This window comes from Pseudomonas arvensis (assembly GCF_056688935.1).
The window spans coordinates 6,121,574-6,143,072 of record NZ_CP162038.1; the positions used below are offsets into that span (position 1 = coordinate 6,121,574).

The 21,499-nt window shown below is 59.2% G+C and carries 18 protein-coding genes; 10 read left to right on the forward strand and 8 right to left on the reverse strand.

Annotated features, from left to right (window positions below; genetic code table 11):
- Positions 1–8 precede the first annotated feature (8 nt).
- The 5 genes from AB3G88_RS27980 to AB3G88_RS28000 all read left to right on the forward strand — a co-directional run bounded on the left by AB3G88_RS27980 (position 9) and on the right by AB3G88_RS28000 (position 10,544).
- Complete coding sequence (locus tag AB3G88_RS27980; RefSeq protein ID WP_099586044.1) at positions 9–443, forward strand: DcrB-related protein; 435 nt, start codon at positions 9–11, stop codon at positions 441–443.
- 12 nt (positions 444–455) lie between these two features.
- On the forward strand, positions 456–4,817 hold the full coding sequence (locus AB3G88_RS27985; RefSeq protein ID WP_191946686.1) for an RHS repeat-associated core domain-containing protein: 4,362 nt from the start codon (positions 456–458) through the stop codon (positions 4,815–4,817).
- Positions 4,811–5,269, forward strand: coding sequence for a hypothetical protein (locus tag AB3G88_RS27990; protein WP_480452584.1), 459 nt, complete (start codon positions 4,811–4,813; stop codon positions 5,267–5,269). The genes AB3G88_RS27985 and AB3G88_RS27990 overlap by 7 nt, the downstream gene beginning before the upstream one ends.
- 201 nt (positions 5,270–5,470) lie before the next feature.
- Positions 5,471–9,925, forward strand: a complete 4,455-nt coding sequence (locus tag AB3G88_RS27995) for an RHS repeat-associated core domain-containing protein (RefSeq protein WP_480452586.1) — start codon at positions 5,471–5,473, stop codon at positions 9,923–9,925.
- A 19-nt stretch (positions 9,926–9,944) separates the two neighbouring features.
- Complete coding sequence (locus AB3G88_RS28000; RefSeq protein WP_099586047.1) at positions 9,945–10,544, forward strand: hypothetical protein; 600 nt, start codon at positions 9,945–9,947, stop codon at positions 10,542–10,544.
- 100 nt (positions 10,545–10,644) lie between these two features.
- Here AB3G88_RS28000 and AB3G88_RS28005 read toward each other — a convergent pair whose 3' ends face one another.
- The 3 genes from AB3G88_RS28005 to AB3G88_RS28015 all read right to left on the reverse strand — a co-directional run bounded on the left by AB3G88_RS28005 (position 10,645) and on the right by AB3G88_RS28015 (position 12,465).
- Positions 10,645–10,920, reverse strand: coding sequence for an HU family DNA-binding protein (locus tag AB3G88_RS28005; protein WP_003176958.1), 276 nt, complete (start codon positions 10,918–10,920; stop codon positions 10,645–10,647).
- Between the two features lie 191 nt (positions 10,921–11,111).
- The gene (locus tag AB3G88_RS28010; protein WP_191946685.1) at positions 11,112–12,260 is read right to left on the reverse strand and encodes an NAD(P)/FAD-dependent oxidoreductase; all 1,149 of its coding nucleotides are present in this window, start codon (positions 12,258–12,260) and stop codon (positions 11,112–11,114) included.
- A 37-nt stretch (positions 12,261–12,297) separates the two neighbouring features.
- Positions 12,298–12,465 carry a rubredoxin gene (locus AB3G88_RS28015; RefSeq protein WP_017528588.1) on the reverse strand — a complete coding sequence of 56 codons (168 nt, stop codon included), beginning with the start codon at positions 12,463–12,465 and terminating at the stop codon, positions 12,298–12,300.
- A gap of 196 nt (positions 12,466–12,661) precedes the next feature.
- Between AB3G88_RS28015 and AB3G88_RS28020 the strand changes: the two genes are divergently transcribed.
- On the forward strand, positions 12,662–13,225 hold the full coding sequence (locus AB3G88_RS28020; RefSeq protein ID WP_112192779.1) for a chorismate--pyruvate lyase family protein: 564 nt from the start codon (positions 12,662–12,664) through the stop codon (positions 13,223–13,225).
- On the forward strand, positions 13,225–14,115 hold the full coding sequence (gene ubiA, locus AB3G88_RS28025) for a 4-hydroxybenzoate octaprenyltransferase (RefSeq protein WP_480452589.1): 891 nt from the start codon (positions 13,225–13,227) through the stop codon (positions 14,113–14,115). The genes AB3G88_RS28020 and ubiA overlap by 1 nt, the downstream gene beginning before the upstream one ends.
- A gap of 113 nt (positions 14,116–14,228) precedes the next feature.
- On the opposite strand, the gene AB3G88_RS28030 is transcribed toward ubiA, so the two are convergent.
- A complete protein-coding gene (locus AB3G88_RS28030; RefSeq protein ID WP_480452591.1) occupies positions 14,229–14,609 on the reverse strand; it encodes a COG4315 family predicted lipoprotein in 381 nt (126 codons plus the stop codon).
- 155 nt (positions 14,610–14,764) lie between these two features.
- Here AB3G88_RS28030 and phoB point away from each other — a divergent pair, with 155 nt between their 5' ends.
- From phoB to AB3G88_RS28045, 3 genes are all read left to right on the forward strand, one after another.
- Entirely contained in the window at positions 14,765–15,454 is a 690-nt protein-coding gene (gene phoB, locus AB3G88_RS28035; protein ID WP_003231714.1) for a phosphate regulon transcriptional regulator PhoB, read from the forward strand.
- An 82-nt stretch (positions 15,455–15,536) separates the two neighbouring features.
- Positions 15,537–16,823, forward strand: a complete 1,287-nt coding sequence (phoR, locus tag AB3G88_RS28040; RefSeq protein ID WP_178117271.1) for a phosphate regulon sensor histidine kinase PhoR — start codon at positions 15,537–15,539, stop codon at positions 16,821–16,823.
- 208 nt (positions 16,824–17,031) lie between these two features.
- The gene (locus AB3G88_RS28045; RefSeq protein ID WP_122306676.1) at positions 17,032–18,372 is read left to right on the forward strand and encodes a hemolysin family protein; all 1,341 of its coding nucleotides are present in this window, start codon (positions 17,032–17,034) and stop codon (positions 18,370–18,372) included.
- A 3-nt stretch (positions 18,373–18,375) separates the two neighbouring features.
- Here the strand turns inward: AB3G88_RS28045 and AB3G88_RS28050 are convergent, their stop codons facing one another.
- The 4 genes from AB3G88_RS28050 to phoU all read right to left on the reverse strand — a co-directional run bounded on the left by AB3G88_RS28050 (position 18,376) and on the right by phoU (position 21,434).
- Entirely contained in the window at positions 18,376–19,047 is a 672-nt protein-coding gene (locus AB3G88_RS28050) for a peptidoglycan DD-metalloendopeptidase family protein (RefSeq protein ID WP_099586054.1), read from the reverse strand.
- Positions 19,048–19,102: 55 nt separating this feature from the next.
- Positions 19,103–19,402, reverse strand: coding sequence for a helix-turn-helix domain-containing protein (locus tag AB3G88_RS28055; RefSeq protein ID WP_400525680.1), 300 nt, complete (start codon positions 19,400–19,402; stop codon positions 19,103–19,105).
- Positions 19,403–19,595: 193 nt separating this feature from the next.
- The gene (locus AB3G88_RS28060; RefSeq protein ID WP_099586057.1) at positions 19,596–20,504 is read right to left on the reverse strand and encodes a response regulator; all 909 of its coding nucleotides are present in this window, start codon (positions 20,502–20,504) and stop codon (positions 19,596–19,598) included.
- A gap of 168 nt (positions 20,505–20,672) precedes the next feature.
- Positions 20,673–21,434 carry a phosphate signaling complex protein PhoU gene (gene phoU, locus AB3G88_RS28065; protein WP_053127580.1) on the reverse strand — a complete coding sequence of 254 codons (762 nt, stop codon included), beginning with the start codon at positions 21,432–21,434 and terminating at the stop codon, positions 20,673–20,675.
- Positions 21,435–21,499: the final 65 nt, after the last annotated feature.

The following is a 21,499-nucleotide window of genomic DNA, read 5'->3' on the forward strand; positions in this document are numbered from 1 at the left end:
TGTTTGCCATGACGTACCGAATCAACGAATTCCAGCTTCAACTGCCGGCCGGCGAGCTTCAGGACGCGACGATCAACATCCTCAAGTTCCCCGAACTGGGCACGTCCCTAATCATCAGCCGCAGCTTGCTGGCCGATGGCGAAACCCTGCACAGCAACTTCAATGACCAGCTCCAGCGCCTGGAAAAACAGGTGCAGGACTTGCGTTACCAACCGGGCGTCGACGTGCGCCTGGGTGCCGCGCAGGAAGTCGAAGGCATCGAACTGCGCAGCCAATTCAACAAGGGCAATGACAAGGTGTTCCAGTATCAGCTGGCGTTGGTGATACCGGGCACGCGCAAAATGCTCGCGTTGAGTTACGTGAAGGCGGACAAGCTTGGAGATACCGAGGCGGCGCATTGGGCGCTGATAAAAAACTCGCTGTCGTTTGACGCTATTTCTTGATGAGCCAATTGCATGTCTGACGCGTTATGGGCTGCCCGGCTAGGCGATGCGCTGACCCACACTTCCATGATGGCCGATATCCTCGGCGGTGTATTGGAGGTGGCGGCCAACGTGGCGATTACGGCACTCGCAACCGCTGCGGTGGCGGCGGCAATAGGTGTGACGGTCGCAACCGCCGGTATTGGCGGCTGCATCCTCGGCGCGGTGGTGGGCATCGTCGTCGGCATGGCAATGAGCAAGACGGGGGCCGATAAGGGCCTCAGTAAGATGTGCGAGGATTTCAGCAACGCACTGTTTCCGCCCGTGGTGGAAGCGACGATTGCGGTGGGTTCAACCAATACTTTCGTCAACAGCATTCCGGCGGCCCGAGCGGCAGGTTCAATTCCTTCTCATGTTGCGCCTGCGGGCACTGAACTCGAACAAGCGCCACCTGAGCCCGACTCTATGCCGCAAGCAGAACCAGGCTTTCTGGATATGGCCGAGGGCTTCTTCTCCCAACTCTGGCGACCAACCGTCGCAACGCCAGCTCCAGGCGTTGTGCCTGCGCTTACCGACATGGTGCTGTGCGCCCGTCACCCGCCGATGCCGCCCCAGCTTCTCGCCGAAGGTTCGGACAAGGTCACCATCAACGGCCAACCCGCCGTGCGCAGCGGCGACCGCAGCATGTGCGACGCGACGGTGGTGTCGTCGGGTTTGATCTCGCCGAACGTCACGATTGGTGGCGGAACGGTGGTGGTGCAAGAGATTCGTAGCGGCAAGACGCCAGGCGTTGGGCTGGCGATTGAAGCGCTGATGATGCTCAAAGGAGCGAAAGGCAAGGCGCTAAGCGACTTGCCCTGCATGTTGCTCAGCGGCGTCTCATCCTATGCGGTCAGCCAGGCCATGGGCGCTGCCGCCAATGCGACGATGGGTTCACCCAACCCGGTGCATGCGGCGACAGGGGCGAAAGTGTTGGGAGGCGATACCGAACTGGACTTCGTATTGCCAGGTATCTTGCCGATCGATTGGCAGCGCTTCTACAACAGTCGGGATGAGCGCCGCGACGGCATGTTTGGCGCGGGCTGGAGCGTTTCGTATGAGGTAAGCGTAGAAATCCTGGCGCATCCGGATGGCGGCGAAGAACTTATCTACACCGACGAACAGGGTCGGCGTATCAACCTGGGTTCGGTGGCGCTGGGCAGCGCGATGTTCAGTCCAGGCGAGGGTTTGAGTGTTCGGCGTCATCGTAACGGTCAATTGTTGATCGAGCGAGATGACGGTCTCTATCGCTTGTTTGATCCAACCCCGACAGCCCGATCAGTGCTACGCCTGAGCCAGTTGGGCGACCGAAATGACAACCGTATTTTCCTCGAGTATGACCCACAAGGGCGCCTGGTCGGCCTGCGAGATACCTTCACGCTGGTGCAGATTGAGCTGGTCCGCGAGCTTGATCGGGTAATCCGGGTCGAGCGTATTCACTCCGATCAACGCCGGGAAACGCTCGCCAGTTATAGCTATGACCTGAACGGCAGTTTAGCCACCGTTACTGATGCGACCGGTCATGTCCAACGGCGCTTCGCCTACGACGCTGGCCTGCGGATGACCGAGCATCAACTGCCCACTGGGTTGCGGTGTTTTTACGATTGGGGCTTGGTTGAAGGGCGCGAATGGCGTGTCGTTCGGCACTGGACCGATGAGGGCGATGAGTACCGATTCGATTACGACTTGAGCGCAGGGGTGACACGTATCACCGACAATTTGCAGCGCGTGAGCATGCGTCTGTGGAATCTGCAGCACCAGATCATTTCGTCCACGGACAACCTTGGCCAAACGTGGCGGTTCGAGTGGAATGACGAACGTCAGATGCTGAGTGCGACCGATCCTCAAGGCGGGCGGTACTCGTTCAACTATGACGAAACCGGAAACCTGATCAGTGAGCAAGACCCCCTGGGGCGTATTGACTCAACCCTGTGGCTGGCGCATTGGGCTTTGCCGCTGATACAGACGGATCCCGCTGGAAACAGCTGGCACTACCGATATGACGCACGCGGAAACTGTATTTGTGCAACCGACCCACTGGGGCATAGCACCCACTACCGTTACGACGTACACGGGCAGGTCGTGGAGATCGTCGACGCGATGGGCAAGAGCAAAAAGCTGCGTTGGAGCTCTCTGGGACAGCTGATCGAGCATATTGACTGCTCCGGCTACCCGACGCGCTTGAGCTATGACAGTCGGGGCTATCTGGCAGTCATCGCCGATGCCTCGGGTGAGCGAACTCAATTCGGCCATGACCCGCGTGGTCGGTTGCTCATGACTCAGTTTCCGGACGGACGAACAGAGCACCTTCAACGTGACGCCAGCGGGCAACTGGTAAATTACATTGATACTGCGGGACATACCACGCTCTATCAACATAATCGCCGAGGCCAAGTACGCCTGCGCATCGATGCACATGGCCGGCAGGTTCAGTTTGGGTATGACGCCTACGGACGATTGCAAACGCTGGCCAACGAGAATGGCGAGAGCTACCGGTTCGCCTGGGACGATGGGGACCGATTGGCAGAGCAGTACAACCTCGATGGCAGTAGCAAACGATATGAATATGACTCGCTGAACAACATAGTGACAGTCAGCCTCGTACCCGCACCTTATGGGAACAGGCTCGACCTTATGCCATCAACCCCCACGGCCCCCCTCGTTTATCAGCTTTCACGGGATGCAGTGGGACGGCTCACCCAAAAAGAGACCGTGGATGGCATCACTGACTATACCTACGCACCTACAGACCAATTGGTGGCGGCTACATTCACCGACAGGCACGGGCGACGCCAGGAGTTGACGTTTGCCTATAATGGCCTTGGGCAACTGCTGAAAGAAGCTAGCCACTCAGGCACGCTTGAACATCACTATGACGAACTGGGTAATCTGATCCAGACCCAATTGCCCGATGGTCGCTGGCTCAGTCGTTTGCGCTACGGCAGTGGCCACCTGCATCAGATCAATCTGGACGGCCAGGTGATAACTGATTTCGAACGTGACCGTCTGCACCGTGAAGTGTTACGCACCCAAGGCCAGATCAGTACGTGCAGCGAATACGACCGCAACGGTCGCTTGCGCTCGCGCTCACGGCAACAGACAGGCCCACTCTACAGGCGACCCGGCGCGATACAGAAACATTTCGAATACGACCCGGCAGATAACCTTGTCGGCAAGTTGGATCAACATCTCTCCGGCCAACACCGTCAGTTGTTCCATTACGATTCCACCGGACGCATTATTGCCAGTCAGGACAGTACGGATGGCCAGCAGGAGACTTTCGCGTACGACGCTGCGGCAAACTTGCTGGATGGACCAGATGCCGGCACCGGGTTCGTCGTTCATAACCAAGTGATCACCTATCAGGATAAACGTTACCGCTACGACGGCTGGGGTCGGATGATCGAAAAGCGCAGCGGTCGCCATGGCGTACAACGCTTTCGCTACGACGCGGAAAATCGATTGATAGAAGTGCTTAACGAACGCGGCCATACCGTCACGATGACCTACGACCCACTCGGCCGGCGCATAGAGAAAGCCGAGCGGGACCATAAAGGACACTTATTGGGCAACACGTGCTTCATATGGGACGCGGCGCAACTGCTGCAAGAGCACCGTCATCAGCAAACCAGTCTCTATATCTATGGTGATAGTGGCTATGAAGCGCTGGCGCGGGTGGATGGAACAGGCCCGCTGCAAAAGGTCCGGTACTACCACAGCGACCTTAATGGCATGCCGGAGCTGTTGACTGAGGCGGATGGCTCCAGCGTTTGGCAGGCCCATTACCGAGTGTGGGGAAATACCTTGAAAGAGGTACGTGAACCTTACTACATAGAAGAGCAAAACCTGAGATTCCAGGGGCAGTATCTGGACCGGGAGACCGGACTGCACTACAACACCTTTCGTTTTTACGACCCGGATATCGGAAGGTTCGCCACCCCTGACCCGATTGGCCTGAGCGGGGGGTTGAATCTATATACCTATGCGCCGAACCCCTTTGGCTGGATCGACCCATGGGGCTGGTCCTGCTGGAGCACTTCGCGGAAAAAATTCTGGAAGGAGGAGGCGACCAATAACGCATCGCGCTACTCAAAAAATAACCTGGCGCGTATGAAAGACGGCTTGGCTCCGCAAATGAAAGTGGAAGTCGTCAACCGCAAGACGGGCGCGGTTGAGGAGAGAGTGGTTTCGATGGAGCTGCACCACCGTGATATACCTCAGCGTACAGGCGGTACGGGCGTCCATGATTCAAAAAACCTCGATGCACTGACCCCGTGGGACCATGAGGCCGCGGATCCTTATAGACATACCGGATATGATCTTTCCAAAATAATCACGGGTATCGACAAATGGTAAATATTGACGACGTTAAGGCGTTCATAAAGAGCGATCACTATCAGGCCATGTTGCTGGCGGTTCAGGAGCAGTTGAATCTCGACATTAACGAGAGTCAGCCCTCGGACATACTTTTCCAACACGACGCCAATAAAATCAATATCGCCAAAGTAGATATCGACGCGCTTGAACAGCTTTTAGAGCACCGTAAAGTCGGGCTTGTACCGTTCGTAAGAGCAAAGCTATCGACACTTATGTCGACCGCTCACGAGCAAGAGGGAAATCAGGACGAGGATAAAATAGTCAAAACCCTCCCTTTCTATAAAAATTTCCTGATCATCTATTTGCTTGAGCTGTTCTTCCTTGAGAACGCACCTGAACAACTGGATGCTTATCTGAAAGGCATACGCATACCCAACAGTAAGAAATACAAAGAGCAACTAGTGAAAATCCATGCAGCACTGGACCATTGAAACCCATATTAAGGTGGGCGTCCCAACTCAGTCGGCGTGCCATTTTCACTACCACGCTGCTGCCTGGCAAGCGAGGGCTTGAAAGACAAGCTGTGGTGAATGGCGCGTCAGAACTGCTTTGATGAGCATGTCGTAACCAGACCAAGAGACCAACTGGCATTGGAAAATCTCAAGTGAATGCCGTGACGCTGGACAAAACGCGTGCCTGACGCACTCTGGGCTGCCCGCATGGGCGATGCGCTGACCCACACTTCCATGATGGCCGATATCCTCGGTGGTGTGCTGGAGGTGGCGGCTAATATCGCGATCACCGCCGTGGCGACCGCTGCCGTGGTCGCGGCCACCGGCATTACCGTCGCCACCGGCGGGCTCGGCTGCTTCCTGTTGGGCGCAGTTGTGGGCACGATTGTCGGCCTGGCCATGAGCAAGACGGGCGCGGACAAAGGCCTGACGAATTTATGCGACAGCTTCAGCAACGCGCTGTTTCCGCCCACGGTGCAGGCCAACATTCTCACCGGTTCCACCGACACACTGACCAACAGCATCCCCGCCGCCCGTGCCGCCGGGGCGATCAGTTCCCACGTCGCGCCAGCCGGTACCGAGCTGGAAGAGCCCGCGCCTGAACCCGAAGCCAGCTATCTGGACATGGCCGAGAGTTTCTTCTCGCAGATGTGGCGTCCGACCGTTGCGACACCGGCTCCCGGCGCCGTGCCCAAGCCGCTGGACGTGGTCGTGTGCATGAAGCACCCGCCGATGCCACCGCAGTTTCTGGCCGAGGGTTCGGACAAGGTCACGATCAACGGCCAGCCGGCGGTGCGCAGCGGTGATCGCAGCACCTGCGATGCAACGGTGGTGTCGTCGGGGCTGATCTCCTCCAACGTGACCATTGGCGGCGGCTCGGTGGTGGTGCGTGAGGTTCGCAGCGGCAAGACACCGGGCGTCGGGCTGGCGGTGACGGCGTTGCTGATGCTCAAGGGCGGCAAGGGCAAGTTCTTCAGCAAGCTGCCGTGCATGTTGATCGGCGGCGCGACTTCGATGGCTGTCAGCAGTGCGATGGGCGCAATGGCCAACGCGGCGATGGGCTCATCGAATCCGGTGCATGCGGCGACGGGCGCGAAGGTACTGGGCGATGTCGAGGAACTGGATTTTGTGCTGCCCGGCATCCTGCCGATTGACTGGCAACGCTTCTACAACAGCCGCGACGAACGCTCGGGCAGCCTGTTTGGTGCTGGCTGGAGCGTGCCCTATGAAGTGTGCGTAGAGATCCGTGCGCATCCCGAAGGCGGCGAGACGTTGGTGTACACCGACGAGCAGGGACGCCCGATTGACATGGGTTCGATCCCGTTGGGCGGCGCAGTATTCAGCGCCGGTGAAGGGCTCGCCGTGCGGCGACACCTCAATGGGCAGTTGCTGATCGAAAGTGATGATGGTCTGTACCGCTTGTTCGAACCCACTGCCAGCCCGTCGCAGTTGCGCCTGAGCCAGCTCGGCGACCGCAATGACAACCGAATCCATATCGACTACGACGAAACCGGACGCCTGGTGCGGCTGCGCGACACGTTCGACCTTGTGCAGGTGGAGCTGATCCGCGATCAAGGTCTATTGGCGCGAATCGAGCGTGTGTACCCCGACCAGCGTCGTGAAGTGCTCGTCAGCTATGCCTACGACGCAGCCGCAAGCCTAGCCGAAGTACGCGACGCGACCGGCCAGATACAGCGTCGCTTTGTTTACGACAACGGTCGCCGGATGGTGGAGCACCAACTGCCCACCGGATTGCGCTGCTTTTATGAGTGGGCGTTGGTTGAAGACATGGAATGGCGTGTGGTTCGACATTGGACCGACGACGGCGACGCCTATCAGTTCGACTACGACTTGCAAGCCGGTCTCACGCGCATCAGCGACGGCTTACAGCGCGTCAGTTCCCGGTATTGGAACGCACAGCACCAAATCATTGAGTACAACGACAATCTCGGTCAGACCTGGCTTTTTGAGTGGAACGACGAGCGCCAACTGCTCAGTGCCACTAACCCGCAGGGTGGCCGCTATGCGTACAGCTACGATGACCCCGGCAACCTGATCGGCGAGAGCGATCCATTAGGGCGCAATAATTCAATAGTGTGGTTGGAGCATTGGGCGTTGCCGGTTTCGGTGACTGATAGCGAGGGCAACACCTGGCACTCACGCTACGACTCGCGGGGCAACTGTATTGTCGAGACCGACCCGCTGGGTCATATCACACGGTATCGCTACGACAGCAGCGGACAACCGGTAGAGATCATCGATGCAACGGGGAAAAGTAAACGGCTGCGTTGGAACCCGTTCGGTCAACTCATTGAGCATATTGACTGCTCCGGCTACCCGACGCGGTTCAGCTACGACGAAAGAGGTTATTTGCAGGTCATCACTGATGCACTGGGTGAGCGTACGACATTCGTACACGACGTCCAGGGTCGAGTGCTGAGCACTCAACTTCCGGATGGGCGTATTGAGTATTTCCAACGCGACACCATCGGCCAACTAACGGCTCATACCGACTTCGCCGGGCACTCTACACACTACCTGCGAAATCGAAAGGGGCAAGTCCGCCAGCGCGTCGACGCGCACAATCGCGAGGTCAACTTTGCCTATGACAGCTATGGCCGGCTGCGCACGTTGACAAACGAGAACGGCGAACGATATCGCTTCGAATGGGACGCCAATGATCGTGTGACCGAACAGCAGGATTTGGATGGGAGTATCCGCCGCTATCACTACGACGTACTGAACAATATTTCGCGCATGGAAGCGGTTGCAGCACCGTACGGTAGCGGGATGGCAGTAGTCACGGCCGTGCTCGAACCGACTGTCGTGCATGACTTTGAGCGCGACGCGGCAGGGCGACTGGTGGGCAAGGTCACCGATGATGGCCGTACTGAGTACACCTACGACTTACTGGACCAACTCAAGGCTGTCACCTTTACCCATAAGACAGGCCAGCAACAAACCGTCTGCTTCAGCTATGACGCCCTGGGTCGAGCTGTAGAGGAGAAAACCGCAGCAGGTGCGTTACAGCATCACTACGACGAGCTGGGAAACCTCAACCAGACGCGCTTACCCGATGGGCGCTGGCTCAACCGCCTCTATTACGGCAGCGGGCACCTCCATCAGATAAACCTAGACGGACGTGTCATCAGCGATTTCGAGCGCGACCGTCTACACCGTGAAGTACTGCGTACTCAGGGGTATCTGAGTACACGCCAGCATTATGATCGCTGTGGCCGTCTGCGCTCCCGCGAACGCGGCCACATCACCCGGGCATCTGTACTGCCTGGCGCAGTACAAAAACAGTTCGAGTACGACACCGCCGATAACTTGGTGGGCAAGCTTGAGCAACAGACCGATGGCCAGCACCGTCAATTGCTGCATTACGATGCAACCGACCGAGTCATCGCCAGCCAGGACAATTTTGCAGCACGACACGAAACCTATTCCTACGACGCCGCTGCCAACCTGCTCGATGGCCCACAACCCGGGGCCGGGCTGGTGGTGCACAACAAGCTCCTGACTTTCCAGGACAAACGCTATCGCTACGACGGTTTCGGCCGGATGATCGAGAAGCGCAGTGCCAAGCGCGGCGTCCAGCGTTTCGCCTATGACGCCGAACATCGTCTGATCGAAGTACGAAATGAACAGGGCGGGCAGCAATCGGTCGTGCACATGACCTATGACCCGCTGGGCCGACGAACATCCAAGACAACCCACGACGCAAATGGCCAACTGCTGAGCGAGACTCGATTCACTTGGGACGGGTTACGGTTGGTGCAAGAGCACAAACATGCGCAGACAAGTCTTTATATCTATGGTGACGAAAGCCACGAACCCCTGGCTCGGGTTGATGGAACAGGCGCCCAGCAAAAAGTGCGCTATTACCATAATGACCTGAACGGGCTGCCCGAGCTGCTTTCGGAAAATGATGGCCAGACAGTTTGGCAAGCCAGCTATCAGGTATGGGGAAACACCGTTCGGGAAACGCGTGAACCCTACTACATCGAAGAACAGAACCTGAGATTCCAGGGGCAGTACCTGGACCGGGAAACCGGCCTACATCACAATATTTTTCGCTACTACGATCCGGACATCGGCCGCTTCACTACGCCTGACCCCATTGGCCTTGCCGGGGGACTGAATCTTTACCTGTATTCAACGAATCCACTGACGTGGATCGACCCCTACGGCCTGAACCCGAAGGATTTGGTACGGTACAAGCCCAAGAATTCCGTTACACCCAAGGCCGGCGGCCGTGGGACAGCCATTAATCGGGCCTGGGGAGAAGAGCGGGAACTCGTGAGCCGCGGTGGTGGTTCAAGAGACTGGGCGCCCCATGAGCGAGACTTGATCGAAAATACCAAGAGCAATGCCCGCTTGAACTCTTTGATGTCCAAAGCGGGTTACACCGGCCACCATATCAACAGTGTCGAAGGTAACGGTGCACTGGGCAAGGCCTGGAAAGGTGACCCACGGAACATTGTATTCTTGCAAAACGCGAACCATCCAAGTGGCATTGACGAACACTTGAACAGCCCCCAAGGGCACAGGAAGAATTACGGTAATGCAGGCAAAGGCCGATTGATCGACCGAGCCAGGACACCGGCTACAAAACCCGGCTGCGGTAAATAGGTTTCCATTGGAGAAGAATATGAGCGCCCTTGATAACGCATTTAAAGAACTGCGCCGCGTCCACAAGAAATTTGACATCGAAGGTCGCTTCGAAAACAACGGCCAGGCAAACGCCAAATGGCCGCAAACCCTGCCTCGGTCCGCTGAGATGGACTCCTTCTACGAACTTTGCGAGCCGGTCGATGTGGAAGTCGAAACGGGCTTGACCCCCATCTGCTTTTTCAACTTGGACGCATTGGAAGACGGTCAAGTCGGCTTCAAGTGGGCAGGCGAATCCAACAAGACTGAGTTGAATGGGAACTGGCCTGCGCAACACTTGGTTTTCATGGATGACATAGGCGGTGGCAAGCCCGTTATCGCGGTGACCGATATGCCAGGCACACCCGTACTGGCGAGCTACGATGCCGTAGCACCGTTCAAGATTGCCGACTCTCTCGCTGATTTCCTGCTGGCATTCGCCAAGACTGTCGAGATCGTCCATGGAAAATTCGACATCTTTGATATCTACAACGACGATGATGAGCTTTCTAGCACGTTCGTGAAGTTACTCAAAAAGGAAGTCAGCCCCTTGTTGGGCGAGGATAACTACGAACGCTTTTTTGACTATTTCTACGGTTGAGCCCAAGCCCATAATCAGCCCCAACAAAAATGGGCACCCAACCCAGTCGGCGTGCCCATTCTTCTTACCGCCCCGCCTCCCTTCGAGACGGTACTGCGCGTTAAGCGTTAACAGTATCTTTCAGCGATTTACCCGGTTTGAACGCAACGGTGTTGCTCGCCTTGATTTTCACTGGCTCGCCAGTTTGCGGGTTTTTGCCGGTGCGGGCGCCGCGATGGCGTTGCAGGAAGGTGCCGAAGCCAACCAGGGTGACGCTGTCCTTGCGGTGCAGGGCGCCGGTGATTTCTTCGAGGACGGCGTTGAGGACGCGATTGGCCTGTTCTTTGGTGAGATCCGCTTTTTCAGCGATTGCGGCTGCGAGTTCTGGTTTACGCATGTGTGAAGCCTCTTTGACGGTTTTTTGTTGTTATGTCCGTGCCGCTCTCTGACGGAACGGCGCCCAAAGCGCCGCAGGCTCTACTCTGCGGCAGACGGAAGTGAGGATGGCATGCCCTCGCACGCTCCGCCAGCCTCGCGGCGACCTTTCTGGGGTGAAAAACGTGCTTATTCCGACAGAACGACCAGCATTTACGCCAGTAGAGGCGGAAGTTCTTTGTTGAGGGCCAGTTTTTCCATCACGGCTGTGCCCGTCAGTGCGTAACCCAGCAGGCGACCGCTGGCGTCGCGGCACAGGGCCTTGATGTCGGCGCCCTGACCCTCGACGCTCCATACACCTTCGGTCCCCCGTGGTGGCGGCGAAACCACCAGCGGGCAGACCGGGGTTTTCACGGTGACGGGCATCGGGCCGTAACTGACGGCTGTCGCGTTGCCTGCCAGCGTCTGGGCCAGGGCGCGGGCGCAGGTCATCAGGGGCATGACGTACAGCAGGTTCAGGCCGTCGACCTCGGCGCAGTCGCCCAGGGCGTAGATATTGGCGTGGGAGGTCTTGAGGTGGCGGTCCACCATGATCCCACGGTTGATTTGCAGGCCGGCAGCGGCCGCCAGGTCCACACGCGGACGCAGGCCGATGGCCGAGACCACCAGGTCACAGGGGATCACGTCACCGTCCGACAGATGCGCTTCAAGCCCATCCGCCGTGCGCTGCAGGCGGTTGAGCACCGGGCCCAGGTGGAACCGCGCACCCAGGCCTTCCAGGCCAGCCTGTACAGCGGCAGCGGCCGCCGGATGCAGCAGGGTTGGCATCACTTGTTCGCACGGGGCGACCAAGTCGATTTCATAGCCGCCGAGGATCAGGTCGTTGGCGAATTCACAGCCGATCAGGCCGGCGCCCAGCAGTAGCACGCGGCGTTTGCCGGCCGCGGCAGTGCGAAAGCGCGCGTAGTCTTCAAGGTCGTTGATCGGAAAAATCAGTTCTGCAGCGTCGCCTTCAACCGGCACGCGCACGGTTTCTGCACCCCAGGCCAGGATCAGGTCGCGGTAAGCCACGGCTTCCTCGCCGATCCACAGGCGCTTGTGGCCCGGATCGATGCCGCTGACGCGGGTGTGGGTACGCACTTGGGCCTTGAGTTGCTCGGCCATGGTGCCCGGTTCGGCCATGCTCAGGCCATCGGCTTCCTTGTTTTTGCCAAAGCCGGTGGAGAGCATGGGCTTGGAGTAGGAGCGCCCGTCATCTGCGGTGATCAGCAACAAGGGGGTTTCGCTGTCGAGTTTGCGAAACTCCCTGGCTACGTTGTAACCGGCCAATCCTGTGCCGATGATCACGACAGGTGCGTTCATTCCTTTCTCCTTGTAGTACTTTTCTGAAAGCTGAAAATTAGCCGATTTCGATCATTTCGAAATCCATTTTGCCCACGCCGCAATCCGGGCACAGCCAGTCTGCCGGGACATCTTCCCAACGAGTGCCGGGCGCGATGCCGTCATCAGGCCAGCCGTCTGCTTCGTTGTAGATAAGGCCACAGACGATACATTGCCACTTCTTCATTACGTGCTTCCTCAGGTTCAGGCGTCTTGGCCGGCGGTCGATGGATCCAGCGTTGCCGCGCGGCTCAGGGCGTTTTGTACTGATCGGGGCCGGCAGATGCAAGCGCGATCGACGCAAGGTGCCGGTTGAGCCCGGCAAAAGTCCAGGGTGCCATGGTAAGCTCGCCGCCTCTTTTGCTGCCAATTACTGACTCTCCGTGCCGCACTCAACCGCCCTCCCCGATGCTTGCCAATGGCTGATCCAGAGCCGTTTGAGCCCTCTGCCCACGCCCTTGACCCTCAATTGGCTGTTCGATGAAGGCTCGCTGACGCGACGGCTGACATGGCTGTCCGACGAGGCGTTCAGCGTGACGCCGCTGTTCGAAGGCTGGCAGCCGTTGCGGGACGATGAGTGCGTGGCCCTTGACCTGGCCCCGGCCACTGTTGGCTGGGTGCGCGAGGTGTATCTGCGCGGGCACGGCCAACCGTGGGTGTTTGCCCGCAGCGTGGCGGCGCGCAGTGCCTTGCAGGGCGACGGGCTGCACATGGATGAGTTGGGCAGCCGCTCACTGGGCGAGTTGCTGTTCTGCGATCAAGCGTTCACGCGCCAGGCCATCGAGGTGTGCCATTACCCACGGCAATGGCTGCCGACTGCCGATCAGGCCGATGAGCTGTGGGCGCGCCGCTCACGTTTTGATCGTGGGTCGCTGAGCGTGCTGGTGGCGGAAATCTTCCTGCCGAGCTTCTGGCACGCGCTGCATGACCATCCGGAGAACCGCTGATGTACCAACGTCTGCTCAAATCCCTGAACCGCCTGAACCCCAGGGCCTGGGATTTCATCCAACTGACCCGCATGGACAAGCCCATCGGCATCTACCTGCTGCTGTGGCCGACGCTGTGGGCGCTGTGGATTGCCGGAAAGGGTTCGCCTTCATTTATCAATATCGTGATTTTCGTACTGGGCGTGGTGCTGACTCGGGCCGGTGGCTGCGTGATCAATGACTGGGCCGACCGTAAGGTTGACGGCCATGTGAAACGCACCGAGCAACGCCCGTTGGTGAGCGGCAGGATCAGTTCCAAAGAGGCGCTGGTGTTTTTTGCGGTGTTGATGGGCATCAGCTTCCTGCTGGTGCTGCTGACCAACGCCACCACCATCCTATTATCCCTTGGCGGATTGGCGCTGGCCGCGAGTTACCCGTTCATGAAGCGCTACACCTATTACCCGCAGGTGGTATTAGGCGCCGCGTTCTCCTGGGGTATGCCGATGGCGTTCACCGCCGAAACGGGCCACCTGCCAGCCACGGCGTGGTTGTTGTACATCGCCAACCTGGTGTGGACGGTGGGCTATGACACCTATTACGCGATGACCGACCGGGACGACGACTTGAAGATCGGCGTGAAGTCCACCGCGATCCTGTTCGGCGATGCCGACCGCGTGATCATCCTGACCCTGCAGAGCCTGGCGCTGGTGTGTCTGTTGTTGGCAGGGGCGCAGTTCGAGCTGGGCAGCTGGTTCCATCTGGGGTTGCTGGCCGCTGCGGGCTGCTTTGCCTGGGAGTTCTGGTACACCCGTGACCGGGACCGCATGAAGTGCTTCAAGGCGTTTTTGCACAACCACTGGGCCGGGTTGGCGATTTTTGTGGGGATTGTGGCGGACTACGGGTTTCGCTGAGTTTTTTGTGGTGGCTGTACCGGCGCCATCGGGGGCAAGCCCCCTCCCACGGGGGTACGCATTCCCACTGTGGGAGGGGGCTTGCCCCCGATGCTTTCAGCGGCGCCGCAGGCTTATGGCTTGATGATGATGTGCCACGCACCGCCCTTGCCATCTCCGGTCTTGTCACCGGCCTTCTTGTCGTCCTTGTAGGTGTACACCGGCTTGCCTTTGTAGGCCCACTGGCTGGTCTGGTCATCACGGGTAATAACCGTCCAATCGCCCGTCTTTGTGTCTGTGGATTCGGCTTTCAGCGGCGGCCAGTTGGTCGCGCACTGGTCCTTGCACACCGACTTGCCTTCGGCATCCTTATCGAAGGTGTAGAGCGTCATGCCCTTGTGATCCACCAACATGCCGCCTTGGGTCATTGCAGGCTCCCCCGCAAACACCAGGCCTGGCAGCGTCAACGCGGCCGTTACCAGCAGGGCTTTCCAGGAAACAGTACGGTAAGTCATCGGAACCTTCCTTTTGTGGTTGTCAGGATTCGGACCCAAAGGGTAGTCCAGAGTGCCGTGATTTGCCCGAGCGACTAAATTACTGTCACACGACTGCAATAATTCCGTTATCTAATGCGGCGCAAGACAGTTAAATGACAAGAGGATTTTTGAGCATGGTTGGCAGGAGCATTCTGATTGTTGACGACGAAGCGCCCATCCGCGAGATGATCGCCGTTGCGTTGGAAATGGCCGGCTACGACTGCCTGGAGGCGGAGAACTCCCAGCAGGCCCATGCCATTATCGTCGACCGCAAGCCGGACCTGATCCTGCTGGACTGGATGCTGCCCGGCACCTCCGGCATCGAACTGGCCCGTCGTCTCAAGCGTGATGAGCTGACCGGGGACATTCCGATCATCATGCTCACCGCCAAGGGCGAAGAGGACAACAAGATCCAGGGCCTGGAAGTCGGCGCGGATGACTACATCACCAAACCCTTTTCCCCACGGGAGTTGGTAGCGCGTCTGAAGGCCGTATTACGCCGCGCCGGCCCGACCGACGGCGAAGCGCCGATTGAAGTCGGCGGCCTGATCCTCGACCCGATCAGCCACCGCGTCACCATCGACGGCACGCCGGCCGAGATGGGCCCTACCGAATACCGCCTGCTGCAATTTTTCATGACCCACCAGGAACGCGCCTACACCCGTGGCCAGTTGCTGGACCAGGTGTGGGGCGGCAACGTGTATGTGGAGGAGCGCACCGTCGACGTGCATATCCGCCGCTTGCGCAAAGCCTTGGGCGATGCCTACGAGAATCTGGTACAAACCGTGCGCGGCACCGGCTACCGGTTCTCCACCAAAGGCTGAGCCAACCCTTCTCCTTCCTTAACAGCTGACAAGGACGCATGTTTAAGTGAACCAGAACTGGCATGGCACCCTGATCCGCCACATGCTCCTGTTGATCACCGGCTGCCTGTTGGTCGGGCTGATCAGCGGCTACTACGGCTGGAGCCTGGCCATCGGCATCGGCCTGTACCTGGGCTGGACCCTCAAGCAACTGCTGCGCCTGCATGAATGGCTGCGCCAGCATAAGCCCGACGAAGCACCACCCGACGGCTACGGCCTGTGGGGCGAGGTGTTCGACAGCATCTACCACCTGCAACGCCGCGACCAACGGGTGCGCGGGCGCCTGCAAGCGGTGATCGACCGGGTGCAGGAGTCCACCGCCGCCCTCAAGGACGCGGTGATCATGCTCGACAGCGACGGCAACCTGGAATGGTGGAACCGCGCCGCCGAGACCCTGCTGGGCCTCAAGACGCCCCAGGACAGCGGCCAGCCGGTGACCAACCTGGTGCGCCACCCGCGCTTCAAGGAATACTTTGAGCAGGACAATTACGAAGAAGCCCTGGAAATCCCCTCGCCGACCAACGACCGGGTGCGCATCCAGCTGTACCTGACGCGCTACGGCAACAACGAGCACCTGATGCTGGTACGCGACGTGACACGCATCCACCAGTTGGAGCAGATGCGCAAAGACTTCGTCGCCAACGTCTCCCACGAGTTGCGCACGCCGCTGACGGTGATCTGCGGCTACCTGGAGACGCTGCTCGACAACGTCGACGAGATCAACCCGCGCTGGAGCCGTGCCCTGCAGCAAATGCAGCAACAAGGTTCGCGCATGCAGACGCTGCTCAACGACCTGCTGTTGCTGGCCAAGCTTGAGGCCACCGATTACCCCTCGGACAACCATCCGGTGGGGGTGCAAAGCCTGTTGCAGACCATCAAGAATGACGCCCAGGCCCTTTCAGGCGAACGCGGGCAGCAGATCAGCCTGGAAGCCGACCCACAGGTATTGCTCAAGGGCAGCGAGGGCGAATTGCGCAGCGCGTTCTCCAACCTGGTGTTCAACGCCGTGAAGTACACCCAGGACAAGGGCACCATCCGCATCCGCTGGTGGGCCGACGAGCAAGGCGCCCACCTGAGCGTGCAGGACTCCGGCATCGGCATCGACGCCAAGCACCTGCCGCGCCTGACCGAGCGCTTCTACCGCGTCGACTCCAGCCGCAACTCCAATACCGGCGGCACCGGGCTGGGCCTGGCGATCGTCAAGCATGTGCTGCTGCGCCACCGTGCGCGCCTGGAAATCAGCAGCGTGCTGGGGCATGGCAGCACCTTTACCTGCCATTTTCCGCCGGCGCAGGTGACGCGTTCGCGGCTCGTCGGGAATGATGAATAACTCGAATACAGCACGAAACCAAATGTGGGAGGGGGCTTGCCCCCACCCACAGTGGATCTCCAGTGTTTTGGACAATACATTCCACGTCCCACCCGGCAGCAACCACTAGGCAAGCGCCCCGTCAGCCGCTACATTGGCCGACTTGCGCCTGCCTTTCAGGCCTGCCTGTCACCCCTTCTTGAACACACGGAACCTGCAAAACCCAATCATGGACCCTTCCCCTGGTATCACCCTCGCCACACTCTTCGCCGACTTCGGCATGATTCTTTTTGCTCTGATCCTGGTACTGCTCAACGGTTTTTTCGTTGCCGCAGAATTTGCCATGGTCAAACTGCGCTCCACCCGGGTCGAGGCCATCGCCCATACCAACGGCTGGCGCGGGCAGATCCTGCGCACCGTGCACAGCCAGCTCGACGCTTACCTGTCGGCCTGCCAGCTGGGTATCACCCTCGCCTCCCTGGGCCTGGGTTGGGTCGGTGAGCCGGCGTTTGCGCACATCCTCGAACCGCTGTTGGCCGCCGTAGGCGTCGAATCGCCGGAAGTGATCAAGGGGGTGTCGTTCTTCGCGGCGTTCTTCGTGATTTCCTACCTGCACATCGTGGTCGGTGAGTTGGCGCCCAAATCCTGGGCGATTCGCAAACCTGAGTTGCTGTCGCTGTGGACGGCTGTGCCGCTGTACCTGTTCTACTGGGCCATGTACCCGGCGATCTACCTGCTCAACGCCAGCGCCAACGCGATCCTGCGCATCGCCGGCCAAGGCGAGCCGGGCCCGCACCATGAGCATCATTACAGCCGCGAAGAGCTCAAGTTGATCCTGCACTCCAGCCGTGGCCAGGACCCGAGCGACCAAGGCATGCGCGTACTGGCCTCAGCCGTGGAAATGGGCGAACTGGAAGTCGTCGACTGGGCCAACTCCCGCGAAGACCTGGTGACCCTTGAGTTCAACGCACCGCTCAAGGAAATCCTCGCGCTGTTTCGCCGCCACAAGTTCAGCCGCTACCCGGTGTACGACAGCGTCCGCCAGGAGTTCGTCGGCCTGCTGCACATCAAGGACCTGCTACTGGAACTGGCCGAACTCGACCATATCCCCGAGTCGTTCAACCTGGCCGAGCTGACGCGCCCACTGGAGCGCGTGTCGCGCCACATGCCGCTGTCGCAGTTGCTGGAACAGTTCCGCAAGGGCGGCTCGCACTTCGCCGTGGTCGAAGAGGCCGACGGCAACATCATCGGCTACCTGACCATGGAAGACGTGCTCGAAGTGCTGGTTGGCGATATCCAGGACGAACACCGCAAGGCCGAGCGCGGCATCCTGGCCTACCAGCCGGGCAAGCTGCTGGTACGCGGCGACACCCCGCTGTTCAAGGTGGAACGCCTGTTGGGCATCGACCTGGACCATATCGAAGCCGAAACCCTGGCCGGCCTGATCTACGAAACCCTGAAACGGGTGCCGGAAGAGGAAGAAGTGCTGGAGGTTGAAGGCCTGCGGATTATCATCAAGAAGATGAAAGGGCCGAAGATCGTACTGGCCAAGGTGTTGATGCTCGACTGAGCCTCAATTGCCCAACGCAAAGTTGGGCAAGGCGCCCACCGGCTGGTTGAACTCATACGGGATCGACACCAGCCCTGCCTCGGTGGCGCGCTGTACGACAAAGTGCAGGTGCGGCCCGCTGCTGTTGCCGGTATTGCCCGACAGCGCCAGCGGGCTCCCCACCGCCACACGCTGCCCCGCCCTCACACTGACCGACCCTTGCTTGAGATGCAGGTACACGCCTTGTGTGCCGTCATCATGCTGCACCCGCACAAAATTCCCCGACGCATCATTGCCGCGCCCGGCCTGCCCGTTCTCGGTCTTCACCACCACGCCACTGCGCGCGGCGATGATCGGCGTGCCTTCGGGCATGGCGATGTCCATGGCGTAGCGACTCTTGGCGTCGGTGTGGCTGAAGCTGCCGTTGGGGCCTTGGGTCAGGCGGAACGGGCCGCCGCGCCAGGGTAAGGGATAGCGGTAGGCTTGCGGTCGGTAGAGGGGTTTGGGCATATCGAGCACCGGTCGTCTTACACGCTCGACTCGGCGCTCATGCAGCTCAAACGCTTGAGCGCCCGGGGTGTGCCGGTCGCTGAAAAACACCACACCATTGGCGTCGGTGGATTTGTAGACGGTCATGGCCAAGGTCGAGGTAGTGACCGTGGCCAGCCCGCAGCACAGTAAAAGGCGAAGGAGCATGGTGTGAACCTTCCGAGATGACTGAGCGGCAGGTTAGCAAGTGTGGATGACAGCTCTATGCTGGCAGCCCATTAAAACAAATATCCACGTTCATCTGCGCGGCTGCCGACAAATTGACCAAAGCATCCAGCGAAAGTTTGTCGATCTTGCCGGTGAGTACGTCGTTGAGGCGGGGCTGACTGATACCCAGTCTTTGGGCGGCTTCTTTTTGAGAAAGCTCCCAGCCGCGGATGGTTTTGCACAGCTCCAACAACAGTTTTGAACGTAGCCGCATATTGGCGGCTTGCTGAGGGGTATCTTCCAACGCGTCCCAAACGGAGCTGAAACGTTCACCGTGAATGTTTTGATTTGTCATGGCTTAACCTAACTCCTGCAATCTGGCGCGAGCCCCTAATCGACGATTCGGGCATAAGCGGTGGACGTTTGTTTCAAGGCATAGCAAAGGCTCGATAACGCTGAAGCGTTATCGAGAGACTATATCGAAACAGATATAAATCAAACCAGAAATGGGGAATCAGACAGCCGGTCGATTTCCGATATTCAGGCGCTTACGCACCCGGCACGAAATGCTTCTGCGCCGTGCCCCGTGCAATCAGGCGAGAGATGTAGTCGAGCTTCTGCGCATCCTGGTCGATAAACCGGAAGGTCAGTTGCAGCCAGTCGCTGTCGGGCTTGGGCTCGAAGGCGACGATGGCGTGCAGGTAGCCGTTGAGGCGGGCCACTTCGGCGTTGTCACCTTGTTCCAGGTCGAGTACGGCACTTTCCAGTACCTGCGGCAGGACTTCCGTGCGACGCACCACCAGCAGCGCTTCCTTGATGCTCAACGCTTTGATGACGCATTGCTGGGTGCCGCTGGACAGACGCAGCTGGCCCTGGCCACGACCGGCTGCCGGTGCGGCGGAAGGGGCTTGCACCGCTGGGCTGCTGAGCAGGCCTTTGCTGGGCGCCGGCGCTGCAGCGGCAACGGGGGCCGAACGCAACGCTTCAGGCTTGCCGCCTGTCAGGGCGCTCAGGGAGTCGTTGCCGAAGGCCGAGTTCATTTTGGTCGGCGCGCTGGCGACCAGGGCGTCGAGGCGGCCGACCTTGTGCAAGGCCTGCTTGACCTTGTTCAGCAGCTGTTCGTTGGTGAATGGCTTGCTGACATACCCGGAAACGCCGGCCTGAATCGCCTGCACCACGTTCTCTTTGTCGCCACGGCTGGTCACCATCACGAACGGCATGGCCTTGAGGTGCGGTTGCTCGCGGCACCAGGTCAACAGCTCCAGGCCGGACATCTCCGGCATTTCCCAGTCGCACAGCACCAGGTCGAAGGTTTCGCGCATCAGGATGGCCTGGGCCTTTTTGCCGTTCACCGCATCTTCAAGCTTGATCCCGGGGAAGTAATTGCGCAGGCACTTCTTCACCAGATCGCGGATAAACGAGGCGTCATCCACCACCAATACACTGACTTTACTCATTGACCCTTCATCCTATAAAAACTTCGGCACGCAGAACGCCTGACTAATGGCATTTTGCCAAAACTCGGTAGTCACAGCTGGACTTTATTTCTTCCGCTGCGCAAAAAATTCAGATGCCAGAAACGAAAACGCCCGGCCAAAGGCCGGGCGTTAATTTCTCGGGCAACCTTACTTATCGTCAGGTTCGCCCGGAACATTAGGGATTTGGTCGGCAGAACCTTCAACTTCGGCCTTCATACGCTTGAGGCCCATGTGCCGTACGTCGGTACCGCGCACCAGGTAGATCACCAGTTCCGAGATATTGCGCGCATGATCGCCGATCCGCTCCAGGGAACGCAGCACCCAGATAATGCTCAAGACCCGCGAGATAGAGCGCGGGTCTTCCATCATGTAGGTCGCCAGCTCACGCAGGGCGGTCTTGTATTCGCGGTCGATGACCTTGTCGTATTGCGCCACCGAGAGCGCCAGGTCGGCATCGAAGCGCGCAAACGCATCTAGGGCATCGCGCACCATGTTGCGCACCTGATCGCCGATGTGGCGCACTTCCACGTAGCCGCGTGGCGCTTCGCCTTCTTCGCACAGCTGGATGGCGCGGCGGGCGATCTTGGTGGCTTCGTCGCCGATGCGCTCCAGGTCGATCACCGACTTGGAGATGCTGATGATCAAACGCAGGTCCGAGGCCGCCGGCTGGCGACGGGCGAGAATGCGCAGGCATTCCTCGTCGATATTGCGTTCCATCTGATTGATCTGGTCGTCGATCTCACGCACCTGCTGGGCCAGGCCCGAGTCGGCCTCGATCAGCGCGGTCACGGCGTCGTTGACTTGCTTCTCCACCAAGCCGCCCATCGCCAGGAGGTGGCTGCGCACTTCCTCAAGCTCGGCGTTGAACTGCGCGGAGATGTGATGGGTAAGGCCTTCTTTGCTAATCATGTTGGCGTCCTTGGAGCGTCCGGTAAGGTGCGGAGAACCGCAGCGTCAATGCAATCAGAACCACA